22 protein-coding genes and 2 pseudogenes are annotated in these 25873 nt (G+C 39.7%); all 24 read left to right on the top strand.

The window, feature by feature from the left end:
• Nucleotides 1–28: 28 nt before the first annotated feature.
• The 24 genes and pseudogenes from G5B60_RS04595 (at nucleotide 29) to G5B60_RS04710 (ending at nucleotide 25480) form a co-directional block, all read left to right on the top strand.
• Nucleotides 29–373, top strand: coding sequence for a TrbC/VirB2 family protein (locus G5B60_RS04595; RefSeq protein WP_164682909.1), 345 nt, complete (start codon nucleotides 29–31; stop codon nucleotides 371–373).
• A gap of 51 nt (nucleotides 374–424) precedes the next feature.
• Complete coding sequence (locus G5B60_RS04600; RefSeq protein WP_164682910.1) at nucleotides 425–1468, top strand: hypothetical protein; 1044 nt, start codon at nucleotides 425–427, stop codon at nucleotides 1466–1468.
• A gap of 15 nt (nucleotides 1469–1483) precedes the next feature.
• Nucleotides 1484–2338: an LPXTG cell wall anchor domain-containing protein gene (locus tag G5B60_RS04605; RefSeq protein ID WP_164682911.1), complete on the top strand. Its 855-nt coding sequence runs from the start codon at nucleotides 1484–1486 to the stop codon at nucleotides 2336–2338.
• A 44-nt stretch (nucleotides 2339–2382) separates the two neighbouring features.
• A pseudogene (locus G5B60_RS04610) lies at nucleotides 2383–6216 on the top strand (SspB-related isopeptide-forming adhesin).
• A gap of 51 nt (nucleotides 6217–6267) precedes the next feature.
• The gene (locus tag G5B60_RS04615; protein WP_164682912.1) at nucleotides 6268–6699 is read left to right on the top strand and encodes a single-stranded DNA-binding protein; all 432 of its coding nucleotides are present in this window, start codon (nucleotides 6268–6270) and stop codon (nucleotides 6697–6699) included.
• Nucleotides 6700–6787: 88 nt separating this feature from the next.
• Nucleotides 6788–7936: a glycoside hydrolase family 3 protein gene (locus G5B60_RS04620; RefSeq protein ID WP_164684185.1), complete on the top strand. Its 1149-nt coding sequence runs from the start codon at nucleotides 6788–6790 to the stop codon at nucleotides 7934–7936.
• 253 nt (nucleotides 7937–8189) lie between these two features.
• A complete protein-coding gene (locus G5B60_RS04625) occupies nucleotides 8190–8447 on the top strand; it encodes a hypothetical protein (RefSeq protein WP_164682913.1) in 258 nt (85 codons plus the stop codon).
• Nucleotides 8440–11589, top strand: a pseudogene (locus tag G5B60_RS04630) (VirD4-like conjugal transfer protein, CD1115 family). Before G5B60_RS04625 ends, G5B60_RS04630 begins: the two are co-directional and overlap by 8 nt.
• Nucleotides 11590–11694: 105 nt before the next feature.
• Nucleotides 11695–12180, top strand: a complete 486-nt coding sequence (locus G5B60_RS04635; RefSeq protein ID WP_164682914.1) for a hypothetical protein — start codon at nucleotides 11695–11697, stop codon at nucleotides 12178–12180.
• A gap of 121 nt (nucleotides 12181–12301) precedes the next feature.
• Nucleotides 12302–14593 carry a pLS20_p028 family conjugation system transmembrane protein gene (locus tag G5B60_RS04640; protein WP_164682915.1) on the top strand — a complete coding sequence of 764 codons (2292 nt, stop codon included), beginning with the start codon at nucleotides 12302–12304 and terminating at the stop codon, nucleotides 14591–14593.
• A gap of 5 nt (nucleotides 14594–14598) precedes the next feature.
• Nucleotides 14599–14883: a BRCT domain-containing protein gene (locus G5B60_RS04645; protein ID WP_164682916.1), complete on the top strand. Its 285-nt coding sequence runs from the start codon at nucleotides 14599–14601 to the stop codon at nucleotides 14881–14883.
• A gap of 103 nt (nucleotides 14884–14986) precedes the next feature.
• The gene (locus G5B60_RS04650) at nucleotides 14987–15658 is read left to right on the top strand and encodes a hypothetical protein (protein ID WP_164682917.1); all 672 of its coding nucleotides are present in this window, start codon (nucleotides 14987–14989) and stop codon (nucleotides 15656–15658) included.
• The gene (locus G5B60_RS04655; RefSeq protein ID WP_164682918.1) at nucleotides 15639–16772 is read left to right on the top strand and encodes a helix-turn-helix domain-containing protein; all 1134 of its coding nucleotides are present in this window, start codon (nucleotides 15639–15641) and stop codon (nucleotides 16770–16772) included. Before G5B60_RS04650 ends, G5B60_RS04655 begins: the two co-directional genes overlap by 20 nt.
• Before the next feature lie 165 nt (nucleotides 16773–16937).
• A complete protein-coding gene (locus G5B60_RS04660; protein WP_164682919.1) occupies nucleotides 16938–17246 on the top strand; it encodes a DUF5592 family protein in 309 nt (102 codons plus the stop codon).
• On the top strand, nucleotides 17246–17893 hold the full coding sequence (locus tag G5B60_RS04665) for a hypothetical protein (protein WP_164682920.1): 648 nt from the start codon (nucleotides 17246–17248) through the stop codon (nucleotides 17891–17893). Before G5B60_RS04660 ends, G5B60_RS04665 begins: the two co-directional genes overlap by 1 nt.
• Before the next feature lie 10 nt (nucleotides 17894–17903).
• The gene (locus G5B60_RS04670) at nucleotides 17904–19853 is read left to right on the top strand and encodes a virulence factor (RefSeq protein WP_164682921.1); all 1950 of its coding nucleotides are present in this window, start codon (nucleotides 17904–17906) and stop codon (nucleotides 19851–19853) included.
• Between the two features lie 13 nt (nucleotides 19854–19866).
• A complete protein-coding gene (locus G5B60_RS04675) occupies nucleotides 19867–20127 on the top strand; it encodes a hypothetical protein (RefSeq protein ID WP_164682922.1) in 261 nt (86 codons plus the stop codon).
• A 13-nt stretch (nucleotides 20128–20140) separates the two neighbouring features.
• Nucleotides 20141–21463 carry a CHAP domain-containing protein gene (locus G5B60_RS04680; protein ID WP_164682923.1) on the top strand — a complete coding sequence of 441 codons (1323 nt, stop codon included), beginning with the start codon at nucleotides 20141–20143 and terminating at the stop codon, nucleotides 21461–21463.
• Between the two features lie 14 nt (nucleotides 21464–21477).
• Nucleotides 21478–22062, top strand: coding sequence for a hypothetical protein (locus G5B60_RS04685; protein WP_164682924.1), 585 nt, complete (start codon nucleotides 21478–21480; stop codon nucleotides 22060–22062).
• A 145-nt stretch (nucleotides 22063–22207) separates the two neighbouring features.
• On the top strand, nucleotides 22208–23026 hold the full coding sequence (locus G5B60_RS04690; protein ID WP_164682925.1) for a ParA family protein: 819 nt from the start codon (nucleotides 22208–22210) through the stop codon (nucleotides 23024–23026).
• A complete protein-coding gene (locus G5B60_RS04695; RefSeq protein ID WP_164682926.1) occupies nucleotides 23026–23298 on the top strand; it encodes a hypothetical protein in 273 nt (90 codons plus the stop codon). The genes G5B60_RS04690 and G5B60_RS04695 overlap by 1 nt, the downstream gene beginning before the upstream one ends.
• A gap of 21 nt (nucleotides 23299–23319) precedes the next feature.
• A complete protein-coding gene (locus G5B60_RS04700; protein ID WP_164682927.1) occupies nucleotides 23320–23712 on the top strand; it encodes a replication initiator protein A in 393 nt (130 codons plus the stop codon).
• Nucleotides 23709–24029 (top strand): hypothetical protein, encoded by a 321-nt coding sequence (locus G5B60_RS04705; RefSeq protein ID WP_164682928.1) that lies wholly within the window; start codon nucleotides 23709–23711, stop codon nucleotides 24027–24029. The genes G5B60_RS04700 and G5B60_RS04705 overlap by 4 nt, the downstream gene beginning before the upstream one ends.
• 122 nt (nucleotides 24030–24151) lie before the next feature.
• A complete protein-coding gene (locus G5B60_RS04710; protein WP_164682929.1) occupies nucleotides 24152–25480 on the top strand; it encodes an ISLre2 family transposase in 1329 nt (442 codons plus the stop codon).
• Nucleotides 25481–25873 lie beyond the last annotated feature (393 nt).

Here is a 25873-nt window from a genome sequence, read left to right on the forward strand (position 1 = left end):
AATGTCAATAAAAAATAAGGAGGTTTCTATGAACACATTGACACATTATGTAAGTAAAGTAAGAGCCAAAAGTAAAGGTTACTTGCTTAGCTTGTCCCTTTTTCTATCAGGTATCCTGACAAACTCCGTCTATGCAGACGATCCGTTTGCGAAAACAGAAGCGTTATCGCAACAAGGTATTTCTAAAGTTCAAGGTATTGGAATTGTCACTTTAGGATTTGCCGTCGTTGTAACAGGTCTGATTTACGGTTTTGGTGGACGTGAAATCAAAGCTGCTATCAAAAAGCACTGGGTGGCCATTGCAGTAGCCATTATTGCCGTTTCTGCTGGCCCAAGCATTGTCGAATGGGGCTTTAACTTCGTGAAAGGTTAAGGTGGCTATCATGGCATTTAACCCTTTTAATTTAAAAAGAGTAATAAATGCGTGATAACAGATGATTTATTTCTTGAAATCACTTGGGAAGATGGCAAATCTCCAGATGATGATAGTGAGCTTCTCGGTATTATCGAGGGGATTGATCAGCAGTATTTGGATACTTTTCCACATTCAATTGAGGAATCTTTACCGTACTTGACTTTCTTTCAGGCGGAGCACCTTTTTCAAACCTTACGAGATGCTTACGGTCAACTTCAACTGAAACAAGTTGCCATCTGTCATCTCGAAGGAAAAGAGGCTGTCTCAGAAGGAGAAGTCTTTGCCAGTCCCTTTGTCATTGATAGAACGTATCACAATCTGTTATTGCCTCTCATTCAAGCTATTATGACAGGCTCTGATTTTCAATATTATACTTACCAAGAAAAGCGTGAGTATTTTGTCAATCAGATTTACCCAGCCTATAAGAATAGTTTAAATATCCCAGAATCCGCTCTCCCTCTTTTTCCAGAAGAAGGTGAGGCTATTCCCGTAATAAATACTCCCCTCCCACAAAAAACAACTGCAGATAATAATACTACTGCAGCGGTTGCACCCAAAGCACCTATTTCCCAAACGTCTTTGAAGAAAGTGTATCTCCTGTTAGGAATGACCAGTGTTATCGCTTTAGGTGGCGTTATTGGGACTATTAGCACAGCAACTCAGTTGTCTAAGCAGTCCGAACAACTAACCTATCTCTATCAAGAAGAGAAAAATACCCAAATGGTGATGAAGGCAGAACATCAAATAGATGTTTTCAGTCGCTACTTTTTACCGAATTATTATTCTGGTAAAAAAGAGAATTTGGTTGATTTTCTCTCAGATGGAGATGCCAAGTACACCGTTCCTAAAGAAGGTACTTTACAATCAGTTATCCTTGAAAAACTGACCTATGATTCCAAAACGAAGCAATATAACGTGAGCTATGTGCTTTCCGTTAAAGAAGGCGATACAGCCTCCAATATTCGCTTAAGTTTTGCTGTTAAGGCTTCTAAGAGCTCCAAATATGGTTATGTAGTAACCACAGAGCCTAAAGCCTCCAACTACATCAAATAAAAGAAAGGACACATCATGACAAAAAAACAATTACTTGCAACTCTTGCAACATCAACTCTTCTTCTATCTTCTACTGGCGTTGCTCTAGCTGATGAGGTAACACCAGTAGACCCAACGTCACCCTCTACAGAAGTGGTGGTACCATCAACAGGAACAGAAGCATCAACAGACGTTACAACGCCCTCTACAGAAACACCAGCAACAACACCTAGCGACAGTGGCTCAACAACGACTCCAACGGTTCCAGTAGATCCAACCACACCGTCTACAGATCAAGGCAAAGATAATGCTGGTGAGAATGTCACCGTCCCAGGCTCTGAAAGCCAAGGAAAAGATAACGCAGGTGAACAGGTTGATCCCCAACCAGCCCCAGACAATCAAGGTAAGGATAATGCAGGAGAAAATGTTGATCCTAACACAGGTAGTACTACTGTTCCAACCACGGATGGCGGTACAGCACAAGTGACCCCTGACAAAACAGTGCCAACAAATAACCCAAGTATCTCAGCCGACACAGCTACTAAGGCGGGTGCTTCTCATGTGGGAACGACCTCAACGGTGACTGGTCAAGTCGTCCAAAACGTGACAGCACAAGCTCCAGTAGTGACTAATACTGGCGCTACTATCGTGAGCACAAAGGACGGTCAACTGGTTCTCACAGATGGCTCAACAGTTACTCCAGAAACTGTTGGGGCAACAACTAACAGTGATAAAACAATCACCGTGACTAAAGCTGACGGAACAAAAACAACTCTTCCAGAAACAGGAGACAAAGCACGTAGCTTACTCTCTATTTTGGGAGCAGGACTGCTTGTAGCAGCTGCTTTCTTGGCTCAAAAAATGTGGTCTCGAAAAGCAGAAAAGAACTAGTCAACATTCAAAACAAAAATAAAATAATTTAGGAGAACGTATTCATGAATTTTCAAACAAAAACAACAAAAGGTCACGGTTTCTTTCGTAAATCAAAAACGTATGGATTAGTTTGTGGGATTGTTTTAGGAACACTTGTCTTTGCAGGGCACGCTAGCGCTGATGAAGTCACAACGCCTACAGATACGGCGTCTGCTACAGAGCTTGTCGCTTCAACACAAGGAGCACCTGCAGTCGCAACACAGCCGACTAGTACCAATGATAATGATGCTTACGCTAAACAAGCCAATACGTCAACTGGTACTGAAACTGTGGCAGTTGATAACAGCGCCGTTGAGTCTGCGGTGAAAGAAGCTCAAGACACTGGTGTAGCAGTCTCTCAAGACGCTACGCAAGAGCAAGGTGCACCAACCACAAGCGCTGAACTAGACACTGCTAAAGAAGCTATCAAGGCTGACCAAGACAAGCAAGTAGAAGCCATCAAAGCGACAACAGCTCAACAAGCTCAAAACAACACCGCTTATGAAAGTGCTCAAGCAGCAATCACAGCTAACAATGACTATGTTGCGGATGCACAAAAGACGTATGAGGCGAACACAACTGTTTCAGTCACAACTAACACAGCGACCGCTACTGACGGTACCGCTAAAGCTAACACTGAAGAGAAAAAAGTAGCCGACAGCACGCTTGATAGCAACAAAAAAGCCGTAGAGACTTATGTTGCTACCAAGAAAGTCTATGACGCTACAGTGGCTAACTCTAAAACGCTAAACGACGCTATTGAAGCAGCTAGCACAGAATTGAAGAAATCTGGGGCTACCGTCACAACTTCTAGTCAAGTCGTGCATACAGTAGATGAAGTGAATCGTTTGACAGCATCAAACAATCAAAAGATTGCTGAAGCACAGGCTAAAATCAAGTAAAATAACGCTAAGCAAGAAGCTTACAACGCAACCAAGGCTGAAAGTGATAAGACCAACAATGATGCTAGTCAAAAAGCGGATGAGTTGACACAACTTGGTGTAAACCTAACCACTATCACCAAAACCGTCTCTTCAGCGGAAGAAGCGCAAGCTATTGCGACACAAAACCAACAAGCTTACGACACTGCTAAGCAAAAACAAGCAGAATGGCAAAAGACTTATGATGAGTTACAAGCTAATACAACAAAAGAAGGCTACACAAAACAGGTTGTACTACAAGCTTTGGATTTCTCAAATGCTAATCCAAATGCAACTGTGACCTCTTCAGCCCAAGGTGCAGAAGCTACCACAACCCCCTACATTGCGTCGTCCCGTGGAGCTTCAGGCTATGGACGTATCCTAGACTCGACAAGTGTCCTTAAATATGCTAACTTTGGAGCAGTCTGGACAACGGAACTGGATTACACTAATCTTTCTGGTATCACGGTGACAACAGCTGATGGGGTTAAACGTGACATCACTCGTATACACCGTAGCTTCCAACTTTTAAACAACGGTGCAACAGGATTGGATGATGTCTATGTCCTCAACGATCCAACTGAAGGTTTCGTTGTATCTCGTAACAACGGTACAGATAGCTATTCTGACTACATGAACTTTGCCATTACGGATACTTATTACTACACCGTAGATGGTCAAGAAGTTGCTTTTACGGCGTCAGATAAAACACCAGTAGCGATCACTTTCTCTTCTCTAAATAACAATGCTATTGGACGTGAAGGTGCACGTGCAACCAATGGTAAAATGATTGAAATTAACGTCTCTACTGTTAGCGTCCATGATGACAATATGGGATATGCTAACTGCTATAACAGCCCACAAGATGTAGGTGTAGAATGGGATACAACAACTTCCCCTTATCAGTACAAGGGTGCTATCATTGGTTACTTTACCAACGGTTCTCAATTCCAGATGGAGTTTGCCCAATGGGATGGACCAGCTGATTCATGTGGTCAAACCTATTGGTTTGCCATTAACACTAAGGTTGTTTCGCCAGTTGTTCAAGTGCCTGCTAGTGCAACCCTACCAAAAACTAGTGTGACTCCTGTGCCGACTGAGCCTGTTTTAGTTGAACTTGTCAAAGCAACTAATCCTGAAAAACCGACACTTGAATTGGTGAAACTAGCCAATACCAAGAACCAACAACTTAGTGTCGCTTATCATGACTACAAGCTCAACTACAAGCCAACGGTCTCTAAAGCTGTGACTGATATGGAGAATCAGTCGGTTAACGGTCAGACCATTGCTAAAAACGATGAGCATCGTTATGTGTTGACCCATGATAACATCTACGCTAATATCAAGGTTGGTGACCCTATTACCATTACTGACCCTCTTGAAGCAGGTGTTATCCCTAACCAAGACGTAACTGCTAAAGATGCAGAGACTAAAGGTTGGACAGTTGCTTACGACAAAAAGACAAACACTTATACATTTAGTGCGACTTATCAAGGGAAGAAGCTAGAAGCTCCTGTTATCACATGGGTTGGTGAGTACGATAATGCCTACTATGACAATACTTACAAAGTATCAGCAGGTAAAAATGTCTATGAGGTCTTTTCAAATACGGTTGATAACCGTACACCAGAGCCACCAACACCTGTTAAGACTATTACAGATAACAGTGGAAAAGATATTGATGGGGCTAGTGTTTTTGACCGTAATGTCAACTTCCATTTGGCAACAGATTACAGCCCTTATACCAAGATGGCTGCTTCTCGTGCAGCGCTTGCTAAAGGTTTTGCCATTCTGGACGATGTGCAAGATGGCGCCTTTAGCGTTGCTAAAGACAATATCAAGCTGACAGCAACCGACGGTACAGATGTTAAGGAACTCTTTGATATGTACCATGTCCTATCAGATGAAGCACGTACAGAGGCTATTCAAGCCATTCTGGATACATCTGGTTTATCTCCAGTCGGTGAGTTCTATCTCTGGGTAGCTAAAGACCCAAGCTCATTCTACACAAACTATGTCAAGCAAGCTAAGAATATCACGATTGATTTGCCAGCACGTCTCCTAGTAGACTCGGGCGTACCAGTTATCAATGACTTCTTCCAGATTGATTTTGGTAATAGCTATCAGTCTAAGGAGGTCGTTGTTGAACGTCCAGACATCCAACCTGAAAAGCACGCATTGGACAAGACAGATGATAGCGTTGTTCTAGACAATCAAACAGTGGAAGTTGGTGACTATATCCGCTATCTTTTAGATGGCGTGACTGTTCCAGTGAAGCACGATACTTTATGGCAATATGATGGTGTAGACCAATTAGACACTGTACACGATCGCTATACCGGTAACTGGAAAGGTATCATCAAAGGAACAGAATATACAGCTAAAGAAGACTTGAAATTAGCTTACGATGTAACTTTAGAAGATGGTACAGTTGTTAAAGCAGGTGATACCATCAAAGCTGGCTCAAAATATGCCTTTACTTTTGAATTTGACCAAGACACCAACGATGAGTTTATCAATAAGATTGTCAAAGTGACCTGGGATGCTTCAAAAGGCAAATGGGCTTACAGTATTGATAAAGAGTTCTTAAATTCTTTAGGTATTGAAGGAACATTTGACGCTGACTTCTATCTTGAAGTTGAACGTATTGCAGCAGGTGATGTGACAAACACCTTCTATAACACTGTTAACGGTCAGGAAATGGAAGCTAAAGTAATTACCCATACGCCTGAAAAACCGAAAACACCGACTCCAGATACTCCAACACCAGCCAAACCACAAGCACCAGTTGCTAAACAAGCAGCACTTCCAACGACTGGAGAAAAAGGAACTTTCCTAATCACCTTAGCAGGTATTTTCCTCAGCGGAGCAGGCTTAATTGGTATTCGTCGTAAAAAACAAAATTACCAAATTTTAATTCACCGAACCCTCTTTTGAGGGTTTTGGTTTATTGAAAAACTAATCTATTTTAAAAAGGAGGACAATACTATGCAAGAGTTTATCGCTTATGGTCGTGTGTCTAATATTTCAAAGAATGCTGTAGGTAGAACCAGTAATGGACATGTGAGTTTTAAATTTGATTTTGTTTGTGATTCTAGTTTACTAGATGATAAAGGAAAATCTAGCCCTAGCTTTTTCCATATTCATGTGTACGGTAAGCAGGCAGAACTGATGGCACAGAGTTTGTCTAAAGGCTCTCCAATTCTGATTAAAGGAGAGATTATCCAGCGTTATTATACGGATGATTCATGGAAACAACGCACATATCAATATATTGCTCCGGCTCTGCATGGTGGCATCACTTTCCTAGAAACCAAAGAAGCCGCTCTTAAACGAAAACAAAAACAAGCAGCACCTCAGCCATCCACACAAGCTCAACAAAATTATCCAGAGCCTATGGATGCAGACGAACCCTTTTAGTTAAATATAGAGCATGCAATCATTTGCATGCTTTATTTTTGGAAAAGGGGCTGATTATGTTTACAAAAATGATATAATAAATAATGTTATGAGAAGAAAACTGAAGCCTATAGTTGTTTATCTGTTCTTTCTATCAGTAATGGTTGGTCTTGTTTTGGCAGACCACTATAATAAAGTAGCATCAGAAAAGCAACTCAAAGAGATAAAAACAACTGTTACTCAGCGCAGTCAAAAAGAAAAAATGATAGATACTCTCTTACGCAAGATGACTTTAAAAGAGAAAATAGGTCAATTATTTTGGGCAAGAGTACCCTATACTAACCAAACAGAAGATATTAAAACCTATCATTTAGGTGGCTATATACTCTTTGGAAAAGACTTTGAGGGACAAAACTTATCAAGTGTTAAGTCGCTAATAGCTAGTTATCAATCAGCTGCTAAGATCCCTCTTTTGATTGGCTCTGATGAAGAAGGTGGAACAGTGACTCGGATTAGTAGTATTTTACAAACACCATTTCAGTCACCGATGAGCTTGTACCAAACAGGAGGCATCAAGGCTATTGTCAGTGATACTAAAAGCAAATCTCAAACCTTAAAGTCAGTTGGTATCAACGCTGGTCTCTTTCCAGTAGCAGATGTAGCAACTGATTCATCCGCATTTATTTATGATCGCACCGTTGGTCAAGATGCTAAAACAACTGCTAACTATGTAAAACGGGTTGTCAAAACTCTAAAAGAGGAGCAGATAGGCTCAACTCTGAAGCATTTTCCTGGTTACGGCAATAACGGAGATAGTCATACCTCAATTATTTCAGATAATCGCTCCTTAGAAACATTACGGCAAAACGACTTTCTTCCCTTTAAAGCGGGAATACAAGCAGGTGCAGATAGTGTCCTTGTCGCCCATAACATTTTAACTCAGATTGATACAGTTCCTGCTTCAATATCCCCAAAAGTACACCAAATTCTGAGAAAAGAACTTCATTTCAAAGGAGTTATTATGACAGATGATTTGGATATGGATGGACTAGCGGATTTTGTGAGCCAAAATGAGGCTGCTTATCAGGCGATTACAGCTGGTAACGATCTTATCTTGGGGTCTTCTTATTCAACACAGATTCCCTATCTGTTAGCTAAAGTCTCTTCAGGTGAACTGACCGAGAAGCGTATCAATGCTTCAGTCAAAAGGGTTTTATCTTGGAAATATGATTTAGGTTTATTGTCAATTAAGAATTAAGATATTCAAAAAAACCAGCACATGATAGTTCATGTGCTGGTTTTAGTTATAGCATAAGTGCCTATTAGTATATCATAATGGCTGATGAGAAGGCAATCCTATAGGGCTGCTTATCAATGATTTTTAAATAACTGGTAATAAAAGCATATAACTTTTTACACACTATAACACTCTGTCCCCTTAACGCAAGAATTGTCATTATCTTTTATACTGGAGATGTATCCATATTTGATCAATAAAGAAAGGAGTGCTTATGGTTAAACAACAAGTGGATCAACATTCAGACGAGTTGATGGCGGATTCGCTTCAGATAGAAAACTATTTGAAGCAAGGACGCAACTGTCATTTATATACTGTTCATCTGGGAATTGAGCAAGGTATCAGTTCTTATTGGGAACGGTACAAACTCGCTTCACCTCAGCTACAATTTAAAATTTTTCTCTTTTCGAATTTCTATGGAGAGAAGATAAGGCGTTTTCTAGAAGAAAGCAGGGGTGAGCGCTATGTTTAGTTGGCTAGAAGCGATTTATTACACTCTCATTCAACTGTCTAAAGTGAGTATTTTCAATACATTTCTTTTGATGAGTTTCGTTCTGTATCTTTGTTATCAGGGGTTCAAGTTTTTCAAATAGCCTTTGTTGACACTTTTCCAGAAGATAAAGCAGCTCATCACTAATAGGGACAGTGTTTGGGAAAATATCAAGGCTAAAAAAGATACTTTTCTGTATTCTTGGAAACATCGCAAAGATATTGATTGGAGATCAAAGAGCAAGGCAGTAGGTGAGAAGACGTGGCATTTCATTAAACGCTTAGTGGTTGTTATTCCTTCTTTGTTGCTGCTTATCTTTGGGAATCTTCTCTTTCGTCTCATTTATCAGCTTCCTTTTGTCAAGCAAGACAGAAAACGTTTTGACAAAGAAATGAAGCCTTTGCTTTACTTCAAAAATTATCGCAGTTTTGTTTATATGGGACTAGTATTTAGCTTGATTGCTTTTATCCTAACAAACTACTTGGTGACTGCTTTACGAGCTGCCATTCGCTTTATTTATTTCTCAGTTGTAACGTTAAGTGATAACAGTCAGGTGGTAAACTTCAATGTCGATAGTTTGTTGCTTCATAACTTGTTTAATATCAAGGTATTTGTCCTAGCGCCTATTTTAGCGATACCTATTTTTATCATTGGGTTAATTATTGCTTGGCGTTCTGCTTGGGTCAATTTCGAGCAATATCGTGACTACAACCATAATGAAGAAGGGGATGACCGCTTTGCGACTGTTAAAGAAATTCACCAGCAATATAAGAAAATCCCAAATAAAACCGAAACCTATCCAGGAGAAGGATGTGTGCCAGTCCTCCATGAAACAAGGAAAAACCTCACAGGCTTAACCCTTGGATCTCAAATGATTTGGCAAAATCGTGCTTTTAGCCGCTATATGACAAATGCAGAAAGAATTTTAGGGATCTATGCTAAGGCTTCAGGAGACTATTTCATTGATGATAGCACAACGAATATGCTTGGTGTTGGGATGACTCGCTCTGGTAAAGGTGAAGGGCATATTACGACGACTATTGATATTAACGGTCGTGCAGAGATTCAACCCTCTCTAATTATTGCAGACCCTAAAGGAGAGCATTATCAGTCTTCTTATAAGACCATGCGCCGTCGTGGCTATGATGTGAATGTCCTCTCTTTTCAAAATATGGACTGGTCCATGTCTTACAATCCATTAGCACTGTCTATAGATGCTGCTCAAAAAGGCTACTACGAAAAGACACAAACCCGTGTCAATGCAGTCGCAGAAGCTATCTATCGTAAAACAAAGCCATGGATAGGCGATGGGAATGCTAAATATTGGGAAGATACCTCTATTTCGCTGTTCAATGCGATTGCAATGGCTTTGATTGATCGAGCTAACGAAACGTTTAAGAATGGAGAGGAAGATGCTTGGGACACCGTAACGGTTCGTAACATTGCTAAATTCTTGACAGATTTAGGGTCAGAAGAGGTCTTTGTCAATGATTTTGGGGAAATTGTTGAAAATCCTGATAAGAACCAACAAGTGAAGAAGAAGTCCAAAATTACCGTTTACTTTGATAATCTGCGTAAGATTAACCAAAAACAGTTCTCTAAGTTCAGAGATATGGCAGACCTTAACTTTAGGTCATCTGATTTTGCCTCTGAAGAAACAAAAGGGAATGTCTTCTCTAGCATGATGTCATGGATTAACCTCTTCTTACAAGACAATATTGCTAAACTGACTTCTAAAAACTCTATTGATTTAGAGTCTGTTGGTTTTCCACGTCGCTTATCCATCAAGTTCCACTCTAGCTCAACTGTAGCGATGCGAAATGAGTACGCTCACAAGACCGCTAAGATTACCATTACCAGTCAAGCAGCATGGGGAAAAACGACAAGACAAGTGACTCACGTGAAAGGTGCAACCGCTTTGATTGATGGAGAAGGCTATCTTACCTACGTTATTGAACCTAAGTTGCCTGATCAATTCTTAGTAACGATTGACTTTAATCACGAAAACAATGGTGATTCAACTATTCGTAACAAAACCTTCCAATTCTCAGCTGAAAAAGTTTATCAGAAACGTGGTAAGATCATCAAGCTTGATGAGTACACGAGAAAGCCTGTCCTAGACCATATCAAGGTATCCATTCTAAATAAACCAGAAGGTAACTTGCTTCAAGAGTCTGATATTGATTTAGTCTATTCTGATAATCCTAAAGTCATTTATCTGGTAACTCCTCCCAATAGAACCGAATACAATAGTCTTGTTTCTCTCTTTCTGGATCAGTTATTTAACGCAAACTATGAATTAGCCCTCTCAAATGGTCGGAAGTGTGTCAATAGGATTCTCCATATCCTCGATGAGTTCACTAATATTCCAGCTATTCCTCACATGGATACAAAGATTTCCATTGGTCTTGGTCAAAATATCTTGTACTATCTCTGGATTCAAAACTTGGAACAGCTTACGGATAAATACGGAGAGAATACAGCTAAGACCATCAGAGACAACTGTTCGATCCAAATTTATGTGAAATCGACGTCAGATGCGACAAATACAGCCTTCAGTAAAGCTCTGGGGTCTCGTACGATTACACGTCGCAGACGCTCCAGCAATATCCTAGATGAGGCTAATCCGAATGTTGCTATTGAGAACCCTAAGCAAGAGCTCTTAACACCAACACAGTTAGCCAAACTTCAAGAAGGATAAGCGGTCATTCTACGTGGGGTTAAGGGCCGTGATAATGCAGGGCGTAAGGTGACAACAGACCCTATCTTCTTACATGAGAAAACAAGTTTTCCCTATCGCTATATGTTTCTTCAAGATGAGTTTGATCATAGCATGACTTTAGCTGATATTCCAGTAGATAGTGCCCACAGAGAGCTTGAGCTGCAAGCTATTGCCGTAGGCGCACAGAGTACCTTTGACAAGATTATTGCTTGGCGTAGGGACTTAACAGATCGTATAGGAACAAATGGAGAAGAACCGAAACTGGCTACAAGACGACAAGAAATAAAATCTCTTGCTCAAGCGCAGTTCACTTCTCCAGAGGAACTAACAACTGCAGTGATTGCGGATGTTTTTGATGAGGAAGATGATGAGACAGGGTTATTTGTGGATGATGTTATTTAATAAGTTACTCAAAAATAGGAATAACAATTGATTATCCCTGCTATTTCTGCTATACTAAAGCCGATAAAGATAAAGGAAAACAAAAATTAGAGAGTAGGTTGTGTTATGACATTGAAGAAAGTATGTGGTCTTTTGACGATTGGGTTAGCGCTTATCCTATTAGCAGCGTGTGGGCAAAAGACACCAGAAAGTATTATTAAAAATGAATTAAAAGATAGCTATACGGGATATTCTAAGGTTTCAGGATATGACGGACTGATGTTTATAGGATGTGGTGATACACTTACCTTTAATAAAAAAGATAATAGCATTACCAATTCTAATGGTGAAAAGATATATTTTTCAGTAATCTCCGAAGATGATATTCCGTCTAAGACTAAGGGGGTCATCACTAATCTGGAACCTCAACTAAAAGGAACTGATAATTTTACAATCATAACAAGTAACAAAAAGAATCCGACAATAAAAGATTCCGAGGGTGGTTATCAAATTGCTTTATCGGATGGAGGAAAAACAATTCGCATTATTGAGTTGTTTCAAGATTATGCAGCTGATGGTAGTTACTATGATTTTTCAGGTAAAGCTAAATAGTTGAAAAAGTCTCAATTTTGAGGCTTTTTTGATGCTTTTTCTGAACTTTGTCCCCTTACTGCACAGATTTTCATTATCCCTTATGATGAAGGTATCTTAATAGAAAGTAGGTACCTTTATTGTGAGATATGATACTTATTCCGATTTGGTCAATGCCTTAGAAAAAGGTTTTCTAGATATTAACGGTAAGACCAACGGAAACATCACAGGGGAAAATGCGGAGAAGATGGCTTCCTTTTACAAGTATTGGAGCAACTATCTAGACCCTACTCCAGCTTTTCTCTCCTTTTTGTCTTATATTCCAGGTGGTATTGCCAAAGCGCTATATTCCATCACATCTAGTCTTGAACACGTTTTTAATAACATGTTCAAGCTTTTTGGGCTCTTTGGCTACTTAGGGGATACCCACACGGTTATTGGGCAATTCTTTTATTGGTTTCAAATCATAGGAACAATATTGTTTAGTTTGATTTTAGTGGTTTCAGCTATTACTGGTGTCTTTACCAAACCTGTCAAGTATAAGGGAGTTATTACAAACTTCTTGCTTGTCACGATGGTAACGTCGGTTTTGCCTCTAGCTTTGACCTCTATTTCATCAGTAGTTGCTCAAGATGCTATGAACGTTCAAAGGGTGTCCAGTGAAGCACCAGATGGTAGTAAACAGTATTCGTCTTTAGCTGTTCAACCGCTGAAGAATAATGTCGTGGATCTTAAAGTGTTGATTGATAATGATTTTTCGACGGAACTGTTTCCACTGGATGATTACTGCTACATTAAGCCACCCAAAAAAGGCTCGACACCTGTTAATAATATCACAGATAGTACAGACAAACGGGATACGTCTGATTTTGCGACACGGGTTGATTTCGGAGCGACCTATGGAGCTTCTAATTCAGGTCTTCTTGATACAATGCAAGGTGAATATGAAAAGAAATTTGGTGTTAAAGGAATAAAAGGGCTTTTCTTGCACAAATTAAACACTAATCAAGATGGCGTGGAATCAATTAAGGAACATCGTATCATGGGAGAATTAAATTCCTTTGAGCCGGTTTACTCACGTTATAAGGTCAATTGGATAGGCATGTTCATGCAGTACATCATCTTGATTGTCTTGTTACTTGCTATGTCTGTTAAGCTGGTTAAGTCTGTCTTTGATATTATCATTGAGGCCCTGATTTCACCGCTTCAAGGCTACAGTTCTTTGTCCAATTCCAAGAAGTACAAAGAACTATTACGGACGATATGTGGTGCTTTTGCGGGTATCTTCTTTGAAGTGGTTATCATGCGTGTGACCCTTGAGATTTGTCGTGATTTACCAACCTTATCTGTTTCTACAATTACTAAATTATCAGGTGGATTCTTTGATGGATTGAGTATGTGGGAACAATGTTTGGCGGCTTCTCTTGTCTATATTGGTGTCTTCCTCGCAGCCATACAAGGTGTTTCTATGATTGAGCGTTGGCTTGGTGTCTCAACGGGGCATAGTGATACTGCTCAACAATTGATTGGCGCTATGATGGCAGGACAAGCCTTTGCGACTGGCGCAGGCGCTGTTGGTAGTGGTGCACTGTCTATGGGTGGTTTAGGCTTAAATGTGGCTAAGAAAACGCCTGGTGTGGTTGCTTCAGGAAGTAAAATTCTTGGGAATAGTCTCGCAACAACGGGCGGCGGTATTCGAGGAGCTTTTAACTCTGTGAAAGACCAAGGTTTAGCAAATACTGCCAAAGGAGGACTAAGCAATATGTACAGTGCAGCCGACCTCGCAGGACGAGAAGCCGTTGGTAAAGTCAAAGACTTTGCTGGGGGAGTCAGTGATCACATCAGCCAAAAGGAACAAGCTGGGCACGATGCGGTTTACAACGGGCTTAAAAATGATGCGATACCTGATCAACCTGGCTTTAATTCGACGTGGAAAACCGATGCTGACTATACCCTAAATCCATCAGGTAATTATGGTGGAGAACCTCTCTTCCAAGATGATTATGGTATGGATAGTGGACCGAGTGGTGGCGGTATTACAGACCCAACGATATCACCAAATGATTCCTCTGGAGAAGATTTTGGCGGTATCAGTGAACCAACACTTTCAGCAGAAGCTCCATCTCAACCTATGGGAGATAGTCCAATGTCAAATGTTAGTCAGGAAGCTCCTCGACAATCAAGTGGTGGTGTTAGCGACCCAAGACCAGCTTCTCCAAAAGGAGTAGCAGCGCAATCAAAGGGACAAGCCCCTCTTCCAAATGTTAGTCCTAGTGCTCCTAAAAAGTCAAGAGAAAGTTCTTCACCTAAACGTCATTTTCAACAATCCATGCATCAAATGAACCAGATGAATCAACAAATGAAACAGGCTAGTCAACGGATGCAGGGACAATCTCACATCAAAGGGGCAGAGATTGAAGAAAGTGATGAGTAATGGCTATGATTGATGTAACAGGTAAAGTTGTTGTGATTACAGGTAGTCTGCGTCCTATGACAAGGCAAGAGGCTACGGAATTTTTGGAGGAAGAAGGATCGATAGTTCAGAACTATGTCTCTAGTCAAACAGATATTCTTGTGGCGGGACACAAACAACTCGATCTCTTTGAACCTGACAGGCGTTCTAAAAAGTATGAAGCAGCACTCTCTCGCATGGCACAAGGACAAGCAATTATCATTGTGTCAGAAGAAACTTTCTTTGCTATGGTTAAGAAGTCTCATGATTGAGGCTTCTTTCTGTGTGTCTAAGTGTGTTTTGGTGTTGACATTTTTTATAAAAAAAGGTAAACTGTTAACATAGTATGTATCTAGTTAATAGTTAGGAGTTATTATGGGGATTTTAAGAACGCATTTGGAAACAGAGTGTGATCCACGTTTATCAGGCGAGTTAGCTTACAGTATAAAAGAAGCCTATCGTTTTTTGTGGGAACTTATTGATGCAACTCCTGTTTTAAAAAATCCAGAAATGCATAAAACTTATGGACACATTAGACAAGCGTTAGTGGATGTGGCACTACGCCTAGTTTTAGAAGATTCGGCAATGAGAGCAGATGTTCAAATGATATCTGCTAAGAATAATCGCAATAATGGTTACACTTACACTATGATTGAAACTAAGGGAGCGATTATTTCTCCAGCTAAGACTAGAAATATTAAAGCAATGCCCAAAAAGGCTTTACATAGAAGTGTTGCTAGTATCAAAAATAAACAATTTGATTTATTTACTACTCAGGAAGATATCAATGAGCGTTATGATGCCACAACTCCTCCATTTATGCTATTGACTTATGGTGGAATAAATCATCATCTCCATTATATTCAGTTAGGCTTGCCCAATGTTGATACAGAAAAGTGGATTGAGAAAGTGGATATTTTTAATGCCCAGCGTATCATTACCTCGAAGGAACAAGAACAAGCAACTCAAAAAAAATTAGATTTGACTTTGACAGAGCTATCAGAAGAGCTTCTTAAGAGAGGAACAGATGGAACAAAGAGCATTTAATCCCTCTAAACTAACAAAAGCCAGAGTAGCCAGAGGGTTAACTAAAAAAGAATTAGCAGAGCGCACTGGAATATCTAGACAAATGATTTCTAATTATGAGTTAGGAAAAACACAGCCTGGAGCTAATAAATTAATGGCTATTGTTGCTGAATTAGATTTTCCATATAATTATTTCACCTCCGAACCAAAAAGGTTTTATGAAGGGGCTACCTTTTTTCGTAGTCAGTCTGCAGCTACTAAAAGAGCAAGAGATATGCAAGCTGTAAGGCTAGAATTTCAAAAAGAAATCTATGACTTTTTATCCCAATATGTGAATTTTCCTAAATTAACTCTGCCTGATGTTCTGATGAAAAATATTCGTGAGATTACAAACAAGGATATAGAGAATAAAGCACAAGAGTTAAGAGAACTATGGGGTCTGGGTAAAGATTTACCGGTTTCTAATCTGATTGAAAGCGCTGAGGTCAATGGTATTATTGTTGTTGAGTCTAACATGTCAGATGATAAGTTAGATGCAGTTTCAGAATGGATTGAAGACAGACCGTTCATCATGTTAACAGATAATGCTGAGTCAGCAGTAAGAAGACGATTTAATGTTGCACATGAAATCGGTCATATTTTACTTCATGGAGATATTGAAAGTATTCACGAATATACATCACAAGAATTAAAAAATATTATTGAAAAACAAGCAAACTACTTTGCATCGTGTTTACTGTTACCTGAAAATGGTTTCTTAAAATCATTATTATCTACAAATCTTGAGTTTTACATTGAACTAAAAAAACATTGGAAAGTCTCTATTCAAGCTATGATTATGAGGACTTACCAGTTAGAGCTGATTAACGCTGATCAAAAGTTATATTTGTTCAAAAAAATTGCTCACAATAAGTGGAAAAAACATGAACCTTTGGATGGTGATTTAGTTCTTGAAAAACCAAGCCTGTATCGCAAAGTGTTTGATTTAATTGTTAACAATGATATTCTACAAAAAAATGAGTTAATATCCTATTTATCTTTACCCAAAGATGAGTTAGAAAAATCCTTAGATATTTCAATTAGTGATGATAAGCGACCAATACCAAAAGGTCCGATATTAAGAGTAGTCAAATAAGAAGTCTCATGATTGAGACCTCTTTTTTTATCTATAAAGATACATAACTTTTTATATATCAAAAGAACTTTTTGAGATGAGTAAGAACTAACTTGTCCCCTTACAGCACAGAACGTGATTATCGCTTATCATAGAATTATCAAGCAGAAAGGAAGAGGATGATAGATGGATGATGAAAAATATGGTGTCCCTCGTGACATCTATGCCAAAGTAAAAATTATTGGTCTTTTTATGGCTGATATTGTCTTTGTAGGATGTTCAGCAGTCGTAGCCGTCTCGGTAGGAACTAGACTTTTTCCAACAAGTCAGTGGGCACAGATGCTTGCTTTTATTCTGTTGACACCGCTCATGTGCCTGTATCTCGTTTTACCAACTAATGGTGGGAAGAAAAACTGGCAGAGCATGTTCCTCTTTTTTAGGAGACGACGCAAACGCTATATCAGCTTAAATTATCAGAGAGGGGTTAAACGTTAATGGCGATTAAACAAACGCAGCCACAGTCCATTGAAAAACGACCGTTGGGGCGAAAAAAGGAAAAGAAGAAAGAGAGTCAAGCCTATTTTGACCTTCATTCTTGCATAGAACTACTGGATGTGAAAGCCATCATTGATAATCGTCAAGGCTACATTAAGTTAGTGGATTATGGTTATCTTCAGCTGATGGAGATTCCAGGAAAAGATTTAGGTTCACTCTCTTACAATGAAATTAGGCGAACCCTTGATAATTTTGAAACGTGGATAACGCACTTTAACACGAATGTTCAAATTGAGACAACAACTTTGCCAACGAATACAGACACACAGATTGCTGATCTTCGTCACCACTTGAGTTTGGTTCGTCAAGAGAAGGCAAAACTGTTATCGGATTCTCGTCGCTATTTGCAGTTGCTTGATCGTGAACAATTGTTAATGCAAGAGATTCAGGTGGAAGAAAGTATCCAGCAAGAAATTTACAACACGGAGTTTATTCTCTGGCTCTTTGCACCAACGACTACAGAGTTAGACGAATTGGTTCGTAAAGCAAAGAGTTATGGCAATAATGACTTTGTCCCTCAAGAGATTACTAAACTCAAGAAAGAACAAATCATTAAGCAGTTTAACAACATGAACGAAAAAGTATAAGGAGAAACACATGCCAGAATTATCAAAACGAAGACAACGGCAGTTAAAAGCGCAAGGTTATGACCTTGCTTTTCTCAGTCGTATTCAACCTCAAGGCAATATTGATTTTAAAAAGGATGACCGCTGCTGGATGAGTGGCGACGGTTATCATACAGCACTTCATTTCTATGAGTATCCTTCCGAAGACATGGATCGTTTTTGGTTATCGGAGCTTATGTTGATTCCAGGAACACGTTCGTTCTTGTCGTACCATCATGCCAACAACAAAGAGCTGAAGAATGATATTAAAGATGCGATTGAGGAAAAATCTACTCGGATTACAGGCAATAGTAAAATTGTTGCCAACCAACAGGAATTAGATGAAATTCAAGACCTGACTCAGCTGGATAGAGACATCCGAAAGAAAAATATCGCTATGCTCAAGATGTATGTTCGCAACTATTCCTCTGCATCGACGAAAGAAGCGCTGTTTAAGAAAGTGGATGACATCAAGGATAAAACATCAAACTTTAAGTCAACGATTCTCTCAGGAGAACTGGATTTTGAATACCATGCGCCTTTTATCCCAGCAGAATACCAGGTTGACTTACCAAACCACAGACGTGGAGTGCCCATTAGAGCACATGATTTAGCAGGTGGTTATTTCTTTAATCACACTAAGTTAGAGGATCAACGAGGTGTTTACATGGGCTGGACACCGACTAAAGGATCTGTTAATTTTAACTTTCTAGAACGAGATGAACGGCGAACACGTTCCTTTATGATTATCTCAGGAAACCCCAAAATGGGGCAACGAAGCTTTCTCTTGAAGCATACCGATGGGCTTTATGCTAAAGGAAACTATATCCGTAACTTTGATGCTAACGGAACGTTCCGAGAACAAACTAAGGAACAGTACGGACTGATTTTAGATCTCTCAGGGGAAGCTAATCGTATCAATATCTTCCAAGTCTTTCCAACCGTTACCAATGAAGATGGAACAGAAATTGATAAGAAGAAGTCCTACAATCTCCATATTCAAAAGCTGAAAAGTATCTTTAAGCTACTCAATAGCGAAGTGACAGGAGACGATTTAACGCCTTTCGGTAAGATGCTCAATGAGTTTTACATCGAAGAAGGTTTGTGGGCACGTAATCCTAAACTGAATCCAGAGAAGCTAAAAGCTACGGAGTTGGTCAATGAGGAATACCCTATCCTTTCAGACTTTATTCTCTTTGCGGATGATTACAAGCGCAGTTTAATGGCAAAAAGTAAACCTGATGAGATTGAGATTAAGTCCGTCAATCGTATCCATAATACCTTCAATGAACTGCTAACAACCAATGCTGAAATGTTTGAGGGAACAACAGAGTTTCAAGATATTTCTTCTGAGCAAGTGGTTACTTTCGACTTCTCAGGTCTAAAAGGGACGCCACATTTATTGAATGCTCAAATCTTTTCGGTACTCTCTTTGGTCTCAGCTGATATTGTCAACAACGGGAAGCGCTGCAAGCAATTACTGAAGGCTGACTCCAGTCTCACGGAGATGGACATGGAACACTATATTGTGAACATCAGTGAAGCGCAGACCTTAATTAACCCTAAGTATGAAAGCAGTGTCGAGTTGCTAGCGGATATGATTGACTCGATGGGTGAGAACTTCTCAGGTGTTGTTCTATCGGTTAATTCCCTTCGTGGGATTCTCTTTGAATCAGGTGCAGGTAGTCATAAAGACCCATACGTCACAGCCGTTCAACGGATTTTCGGTTTGATGCAGTACCGTGTTTTTGCTCAGACAGATGAGACCAGTATTCCATTGCTTGCTAATGCGCTAGCAGGTTCTATGAATCAATCCGAGCTTGAGACGCTGCCACGGTTAACGAAAGGACAGCTGTTTATGAATATTGCAGGGGTTGGTAACCTTGTCTTCAACCAACAACTTTTAGCCCCAGAAATACAGCGATATGGTGGTATCCAGTAGAAGGGAGAGGGATATGTCAAAAAAGAATCCACAAAAACTTGGAATAATTGCAAGACATAAGCAGGCATTGGATGAATATGTTGCTGTTCGTAAATTGAGGATGAAAGAGCAACGTGATTATTTTGCTTCGGAAGGGGAATCAGACCCTGAACGACTAGCAGCTCAAAAAGCACGTGATCAAGAGTTTTTAAAGGGCTTAAAAAAACTAGGAATAGGCTTTATTATCTTCTTAGTGATTTACGGCATTATCAAAACCATTCTTGGTCTCTGGTAGAAAGAGGTGCATGGTGAAGAAAGTTGTTTTTCTCAAGGTCATCACACCGCTTGTTCTTTTAATGTTTGTGATTAGTGTAGGATTCACTATTCTAGCAGGTGTTTTGGGGGCTGTTAATGGTTCACAGAGCAACTGCTCGACAAACGTCACTACATCGACGTCGACAGAAGGTTCGGTCTCTTCAGGTGATGGCTCTATTGATTCCTTTGTCAAAGAACATAAGGACGCCTATATTCTCTCCTGGAAAGCAGGAGGCTTTCTACCGTCTGCTTCAATCACACAGACGCTGATTGAAAATGGTTTTAACTTCTCCAATCCTAACGGTACCTCATTTTGGCAGGCGCACAATATGGGAGGGGTTAAAACGTCTAGTAAGAGTAACTTCCCTGTCACGCTTGCGACTTATGGTGAAGATAGTGTTGATTTGTCGGGCACAAAACCTGGTGCTAGCGTTGGTGATGGGACTGGAGGAGCTTATACCTGGTTCTCTAGTTATGATGCTGGGATTGTCGGTAAGGCTGAATTTATGGCTCACCAAACGCTCTATACTAAAGCAATTAACAATACAGACGGTGTCGCTACCCTATCTGCGATTGCAGATGGTGGTTGGGCAACGGATGGCAGCTATAAAACCAAGCTGATCAATATGTATAACACGCTTGGGAAAAAGTATGAGTGGCTAGATAAAGAAGCGATTAGCGCCCACGGTGAGAAACCTTACACGGCAAGCTCAGCTTCATCTGGAGAAAATGCTACCTCAGATACCTTTACCAGCAACGATATCAAGAATTGTAGCGATTCTTCTTCAGGTGGTGCAACAGATGGGACAGGAATGGTTCCAGCCGATGCGACAGCTTGGGGATATAAGCCTGAGGATTTACCAGACAGTCTGAAGCAATACATTATAGACCCCTCTAAAAATGGACTGGTTTATGGTGGTAGTGGCTGGGTTGAAAACACAGGTCAATGTGTTGACTTAACCATTAGTTTAGGGAATCACCTCTGGGGGCACTCATGTTCAGTCGTTGGTGACGGTAAAGCCCAGGCAGCCGCTTGGGCAAGTATATTTGGCAATAGCGTCAAAACAACCCCTAAAAAGGGTGCTATCTTCTCGACACAGAACGGAGGTGGCGGTTATGGTCACACAGGCATCGTCTGTCATGTCTTTGAAGATGGTTCTATCTTGATTGTCGAACAGAATACACCGCTATCTGGAGCTAATTATTTCCATAGACCTAATACATGGAATTATCGTATCTGGACACCAGCGCAACAAAAGGCAGAAGTCACGACATTTGCGTATCCAGATGGTAAAGAGCCTAAGCTTGGTAGCTAAAGAAGGACGATAAAATGAAAGAATGGATAAAAGAAAATATGATTTATGTGATTGTAGTCGGATTGCTCCTCCTCTTTTCAGGGGTACTTATTTATAGAAATATTGTTGATAGCCATAAACCACAAAAGACTCAGACGCCACAAACCAGTTCCTCAAAGTCAAGCTCGTCTCAAGCTGAGCCAGAGACGACTGATGAGAAGAACTATCGGACTGCTAAACTGAAGCTAGAGCATCCCTATACAGAAAGTGGTGAGGAGCAGAAGCAACAAGTCGCCCAATCCTTTGATGAAGCAATGACAGCCATTCGTCAAGCTGGTCACTTAACAGAGGTTAAAGGAACCTTGGATAACCACTTATCCATGAGCCAGTCGAGCATGATTCAAACGTTGGCAATGGCATTTCTTGTGAACCAGTACAGCTATCAGCCCTCTCAGTTAGAGGTGATGAAGTCAGATAATGAGGATGTTGTTCAGTTTCTGATTGTCTTAACAAAGGCAGGAGAGGATAATTGTTATTTTGTCGGTAATTTCAACACTACCGTTAATCAAATTCAGCTGAAAAACTGTGTTGGTGGCAATATCGGTAGCACGTTTGGCTAGTCCATAAGAAAAAAGAAATACACAATAAGTTACACAACAATTTGTGTATTTTTTATTGACAAAATGTCTTGTATCAGTTACAATAAAGATACAAAAAAGTTATACAACTTCATATCTAACTATTGCGCGGAGAAGGATCTGTTTTATGAAGATTCAAACAACAAACATTGATAAGGGTGGTGGTGGAAAAAGTACCCATACTTTTAACGCAGGGGATTGGCTATCACGGGTTAAAAACAAGCGAGTATTATTGATTGATGGTGCCAGAGAATGTAATTTAACCCATGCTTTTGATATCACTAGTAGGAAAACCATCTATGATATTTTTACGACTGGTGAGTATGAGATTTGCCATATCACTGATAACCTCAGTTTAATCCGTGGCGATGAACGTTTGACGGATGAGCAATTAGATCTTGCCAGCCGAAACAATAAATATCTTCAGCTCTTTATGTGGTTTAGCGAACATTACGAGGAGTTAGACAAACAGTTTGATATTATCTTGATTGATACCCACAATGATAAAAGTCTAGTAACCGCTAATTTTATTGCTGTTTCTGATATTGTCCTTGGGGTGACAGATGCGTCAACGAATGGCTTTCGTGCCTGGTTAGCTCTTAAACAGTTTGTCGAAGCGATTAAGCGTGAAGCTATTGAAGTAATTACGAAGAAAAGTTATGTCACTGCAGAAGCTTATATTATCGGCAATAAGATGGAATATTACGGAAACAACGTCACAGATACTTGCAAGCAGTTTTTGGATGTTATCCAGGAGGACGAAGCGTACCTTGGTTCTGTTCAGAAGAAGGAGTTGATGGCTAAAAGTCTTGTTATCAATCAAAGTGTTTTTGAACAAAGAGAAAACATGACAGAGAAGCAAAAACTAGACCATCAGAAATTTTATGGTAATATAGAGTATGTGTACAACAACATTTTGACCGTATTAGAAGGAGGGGCTGCTTAATGGCTGATAATCGCTTTGCCCAGGTAAAAGAACATTTTGAGAAAGAACCACCTAAACGACAGGCGCAGGTGAGACGTAAGAAAGAAGCTGCCCAAAAATCTCCAGATAGTTACCATAAAAAAGGGCGTTTCCCCTTCTCACTCCACCGTGATGTGCGCTATGATAAGTTAGAGGCTTTAGTGGACTATCATAAAGCTAAATCCGCATCAGATTACCTAGAGAACTTGATTATCAAGGAATGGGAGAAGATGCAGCGCAAACTTAGAAGCTAGATAACAGTAAAGGAGAGTGAAATGAAGTACTTATCAAAACTGTCTGATTTAGACCCTGCACTGTCTGTTTCAGATTCCGAACAAATCTATATTCCTAGAGTTCTTTTTGAAAATGATGACTTTAAGGAACTCAATTATAAAGCAATCTTAGTCTATTCTTTTTTGTTAGATCGATTGAGAGAACCTTCAGATTTTATCCAAAAAGGTCAAGATGACAATGGAAATACGTATGTTCACTTTAAAATCAAAGATTTATGTGAACTGCTTAATCAGAGTAAAGGAACCATTATTTCATTAAAGAAAAAGTTACAACAATACGGCTTAATAGAAGAAGTTCAGATGGGAAGTCATCAGCCAAATCGTATATATTTGACGGATAAATTGGTTCCATATATTAAAGGAGTACAGCCATGATTATTTTTGTTTCCATCAAAAAGCTCGTTCAGACATTTTGGTGGCTGATTGCAGCAGTAGCGCTGTATGTTTTTTATCAGTCCATCGGTTTAATGATGTCCTTTTTACTCGTGATAGGTTTGTTGGGACTGAGGTTTGCACCAGCTCTTGTGCTCCCTATCTTACTCGTTGCAATAGGTGTTCATTTTACTGGCGGTTTTTCCTTTATCGCAGATATGATTGTCTGGGGCTTTTGGGGACTTGTTTCCTTACCGTTTGTTTTTGCCTTGGTGGAAAACAGGCAGACTAATACTGAGCGAAAGAAGCAAGGAAAATAGTAAACTAAAAGGTGTTATCTTTAGAGATAATACCTTTTTTGATGTCCAAATAAAAAGAAATTTGAAAAAGACTGCTCAACTTTTATAAAATATGACGTGAGTTCATATGGAAGGGGAAGAGAATGTCTATTTTGGATGAGTACGAGTTGAAAGAGCAACTATTGGCTCAAAATGCAGAGAATTTCCATGAGTTTGTGGCAAAATATGACGAGCAGATGATTCCAGTGATGAAAGCCAGAGGCTATACTTGTGTTCACTCTATGGAACGGACAGTAGCCTTTACTTTTGGGGAGTTTACTTTCAGGCGACGGCGATGGAAAAAAGGTGATAAATGGGTGGTGCCAGTTGATGATAAGTTGGGACTAAAGAAAAATGTCCGTTTTTCTTGGGAATTTATGTATCAAATTGCTTTGTTATCAACGCTGATGCCTTATGATAAAGTCGTTAAAACGATTCAGATGGTTTATCATATTGTGATTACAAAGCCTACAGTGGTAAAAGCGGTTAAACTCTGTCGTGATTTACTAGAAGAACGAGAAGCCTATCGTTTTTTCGAAGAGGAGCACAAGATAGAGAAAAAGCACGTTGATGTGATTTACATTGAAGGAGACGGCGTGATGGTTAAAGCGAGAGGGGAGGAACTGGATAATCACAATGTTGACTTATCCCATTTTGTTATTCATACGGGGAGTCAAAAAATTGGGAGCAATCGTTTTGAGCTGCAGGAGAAAAAAGAATTTGTTTCTCTCGATAATCGTCTGACGCGTGAGCAAGTGTTGGACTATCTCTACAATCACTTTGAGATTGACGATAATACCATGCTTATTACCAATTCAGACGGTGGTCATGGTTACACACCCTATATCTTTAAGGAGATAGCTAAAGCTCTCAAAGTAAAACGCCATGAGCACTTTTGGGATGAGTATCATGTTAACAAGAGGTTAAAAGACTTCTTTAAACCATATTCAGAAGAGCTCTTAGATAAGGCTTTTCAGGCGATTCAGCAGCATGATAAAGGCAAATTACGCACGGTATTTGATACGACAGAATCACTGATTTTAACAGAAGAGGAAGAAGAGAGCTTCAAGCAGTTCAAACAGAAACTCTTAAATAACTTCCATTACACTAAACCAGCAGAACTCAGAGGTTTTTCACATGCAGGAATTGGCGTGATGGAGTCGCAACATCGCAAAATCACCTATCGTATGAAAAAGCGTGGCATGTACTGGACATTATTAGGTGCAGAAACCATGAGTAAAATGATCATTCTTGCCTATGAAGGACAGCTCAAAGAGCTTTTCTTTGGTTCTTGGCGTGAGGATTATCAGCAATATGTAGACCTTGATGCCTTTAGCGCAGGTAAGATTAAGCAACAACAGAATAAGATTGAAAAGAGTCATGAAGTTCGTTCTGTGGGTCGACTTAGATATGGAAGAAATCTTAATTTATAGATAAAAAGATAGATATAAAGTTATATAACGAAAGCCTTTTCAGATAAGGTCTTTTTGTGCTGTTTTTCTACAAAAAACACTTGATTCGTGTGTTTTGGTGTGTTATAATAAAACCAACTTAAACGAATAAAAAAAGGTGATACAGCTCCTACACCGTATCACCACCGAGTAAGAAACAGCCCTTCTTACTCAGTCACCTTTAATGATAAGGGATAATGACAAAACTGTCAAGACTGAGCAAGAAAAAATGTTCAGTCTTTTTGATTACAACTCGGTAACAAGTTCTCCTTCCGAATACAGAGATGTGTATTCTAAAAAATTCTACCACATACAATTTTCAGAAAGCATTGACAAGTATTCTATAAGTTGATACAATTCTATTAAATTCAGAAT

The sequence above is a fragment of the Streptococcus hyointestinalis genome (assembly GCF_011039275.1).
GTDB lineage: Bacteria > Bacillota > Bacilli > Lactobacillales > Streptococcaceae > Streptococcus > Streptococcus hyointestinalis_A.